At 71.0% G+C, this 2,524-nt stretch carries 3 protein-coding genes; all 3 read left to right on the top strand.

Features of this window, described 5'->3' with window-relative positions; translation table 11 throughout:
- The first annotated feature begins 85 nt into the window (after positions 1-85).
- The gene (locus AC27IO_RS22865; protein WP_498740944.1) at positions 86-1,339 is read left to right on the top strand and encodes a CaiB/BaiF CoA transferase family protein; all 1,254 of its coding nucleotides are present in this window, start codon (positions 86-88) and stop codon (positions 1,337-1,339) included.
- Positions 1,336-1,752: a cupin domain-containing protein gene (locus tag AC27IO_RS22860; RefSeq protein WP_498740942.1), complete on the top strand. Its 417-nt coding sequence runs from the start codon at positions 1,336-1,338 to the stop codon at positions 1,750-1,752. Before AC27IO_RS22865 ends, AC27IO_RS22860 begins: the two co-directional genes overlap by 4 nt.
- On the top strand, positions 1,749-2,524 hold a 776-nt coding region (locus AC27IO_RS22855; RefSeq protein WP_498740940.1), incomplete at its 3' end, for an acyl-CoA dehydrogenase family protein. The genes AC27IO_RS22860 and AC27IO_RS22855, both read left to right, overlap by 4 nt.

The following is a 2,524-nucleotide window of genomic DNA, read 5'->3' as shown; positions in this document are numbered from 1 at the left end:
GGGGCGGCCCTTGCGCGGCGTCTGCTCGCGCGGGCCGCACCGGTGGCACCGGCCGCGGCCCCTGTCAGACGTTCTGGAGAATGGCATGACCGACAACACGCATAGCACTTCACGCACCGGCCCCCTGGCGGGCGTGCGGATCCTGGACCTGACCTCGGTCATCATGGGCCCGTTCGCCACGCAGATCCTCGCCCAGCTGGGCGCGGAGGTCATCAAGGTGGAAACGCCCGATGGCGACAACATGCGCCACGTGGGACCCATGCGCCACCCCGGCATGGGCCACATCTTCCTGCATGCCAACGCGGGCAAGCGCAGCATCGCGCTGGACCTCAAGCACCCGGAGGGCCGCGAGGCCGCGCTGCGGCTGGCCGAGCGCTGCGACGTGCTCATCAGCAACGTGCGCCCGCAGGCCCTGGCGCGGCTGGGCCTGGACCCGGCCAGCGTGGCCGCGCGCAACCCGCGCCTCATCCACGTGAGCTGCTGCGGCTTCGATCAGGAGGGCCCCGACGCGGCGCGCCCGGCCTACGACGACCTGATCCAGGGCGCCACCGGCATCCCGTGGCTCATGCAGCGCTACGGCGCGCCCGAGCCGGCCTATGCGCCGACCACGCTGTCGGACCGCGTGACCGGGCTGCATGCGGTGTACGCGGTGACGGCGGCGCTCTATGCCCGCGAGAAGACGGGCCAGGGCCAGGCCATCGTCGTGCCCATGTTCGAGGCCATGGCGCAGTTCATCCTGGGCGACCACATGGCGGGCCTGACCTTCGAGCCGCCGCAGGGCGAGGCCGGCTATGCCCGGCTGCTGACCACGCACCGCAAGCCTTATGCGACGGCCGACGGCATGCTCTGCGTGCTGATCTACAACGACAAGCACTGGCGCAGCTTCTTCGCGGCCATCGGCGAGATCGGCGAGGCGCAGGGCCTGGCGCAGGACCCGCGCTTTGCCACGCACGGCGCCCGCGCGGCGAACATCGATGCCGTCTATGCCGAGGTGGCGCGCATCCTGCGCACCCGCACCACGGCCCAGTGGCAGGCGCTGCTGGATGCCGCCGACGTGCCGCACATGCCGATGAACTCGCCGGCCGACCTGCTCACCAACCCGCAGCTGCGCGCCACGGGCTTCCTGCACGACAGCGTGCACCCCACCGAGGGGGCCATGCACGCCATGGCCCACCCCACGCGCTGGTCGGCCACCCCGCCGCCCCGCACCCTGGCGCCTGCGCCGCAACTGGGCGAACACACCCGCGCCCTGCTGGCCGAGGCCGGCTACACCCCCACCCAGATCGACGCCCTGCTCGCGCAAAACGCCTGCCATGCCGCCACCGGAGAACCCGCATGACCCTCGCCACCACCACCACCACCACCACCGCGCCCCGGTACCGCGTGCGCGCCGCCCAGGTGCCCAGCTACCAGCCCGCCAACCACCACCACACGCACAACCAGCGCCTGATCGGCCCCGAGACGGTGGGCGCGCGGCAGATGGAAGTGCTGCTGGGCACGCTGCACAAGGGCGGCGGCGCCCTGCCCCACGCCCATCCGGGCATCGAGCAGTCGTGCTATCTGCTCGAAGGCACGGCCCGCGCCGAAGTGGCGGGCGAAGCCTTCGACATGGTGCCGGGCGACATGTGCTTCTTTCCGGCCGACCAGATGCATGTCTTCACCGTGACCAGCGACACCCCCGTGAAGCTGCTGGTGATCTACAGCCCGCCCTACGGCGAGTCGCCCGACAAGGTGATCCGGCCCGCCCCATGAACTTCGACCTCTCTCCCGAACACGCCCAGATCCGGGACGCGATCGAGCGCGTGTGCGCCCCGTTCGATGCCGACTACTGGCTGCGCCGCGACCGCGAAGGCGGCTTTCCGGAGGACTTCCACCGCGCGCTGGCCGACGCCGGCTGGCTGGGCATCGCCATGCCCGAGGCCTACGGCGGCGCCGGCCTGGGAATCCGCGAGGCCGCGCTGATGATGCACACGATCTCCGCCACGGGCGCGGGGCTGTCCGGCGCCTCGGCGGTGCACATGAACATCTTCGGCCTGCACCCGGTGGTGGTGTTCGGCACCGAAGCGCAGAAGGCGCGCTGGCTGCCGCCGCTGATCGCGGGCCGCGACAAGGCCTGCTTCGGCGTGACCGAACCCAACACCGGGCTGAACACGCTCCAGCTCAAGACCCGCGCGGTGCGGGAGGGCGACCATTACGTGGTGCACGGCCAGAAGGTCTGGATCAGCACCGCGCAGGTGGCCAACAAGATCCTGCTGCTGGCGCGCACCACGCCGGTGGAGCAATGCCGCGGCACCGAAGGCCTGAGCCTGTTCTACACCGACCTGGACCGCCGCACGGTCGAGGTGCGCGAGATCGACAAGCTGGGGCGCAAATGCGTGGATTCGAACCAGGTGTTCATCGACGGCCTGCGCATTCCGGTGGAAGACCGCGTGGGCGAGGAAGGACAGGGCTTTCAATACATCCTGCACGGCCTGAACCCCGAGCGCATCCTGATCGCCAGCGAGGCCGTGGGCCTGGGCCGCGC

The sequence above is a fragment of the Acidovorax sp. KNOB132 genome (assembly GCF_057541515.1).
The sequence above is the reverse complement of the archived record's forward strand: the minus strand, read 5'-3'. Positions and strand labels throughout refer to the sequence as shown.

Excerpts from the sequence above, each read along its gene's own strand:
- AC27IO_RS22865 (WP_498740944.1), top strand. The coding sequence starts at position 86 with ATGACCGACAACACGCATAGCACTTCACGCACCGGCCCCCTGGCGGGC.
- AC27IO_RS22860 (WP_498740942.1), top strand. The coding sequence starts at position 1,336 with ATGACCCTCGCCACCACCACCACCACCACCACCGCGCCCCGGTACCGC.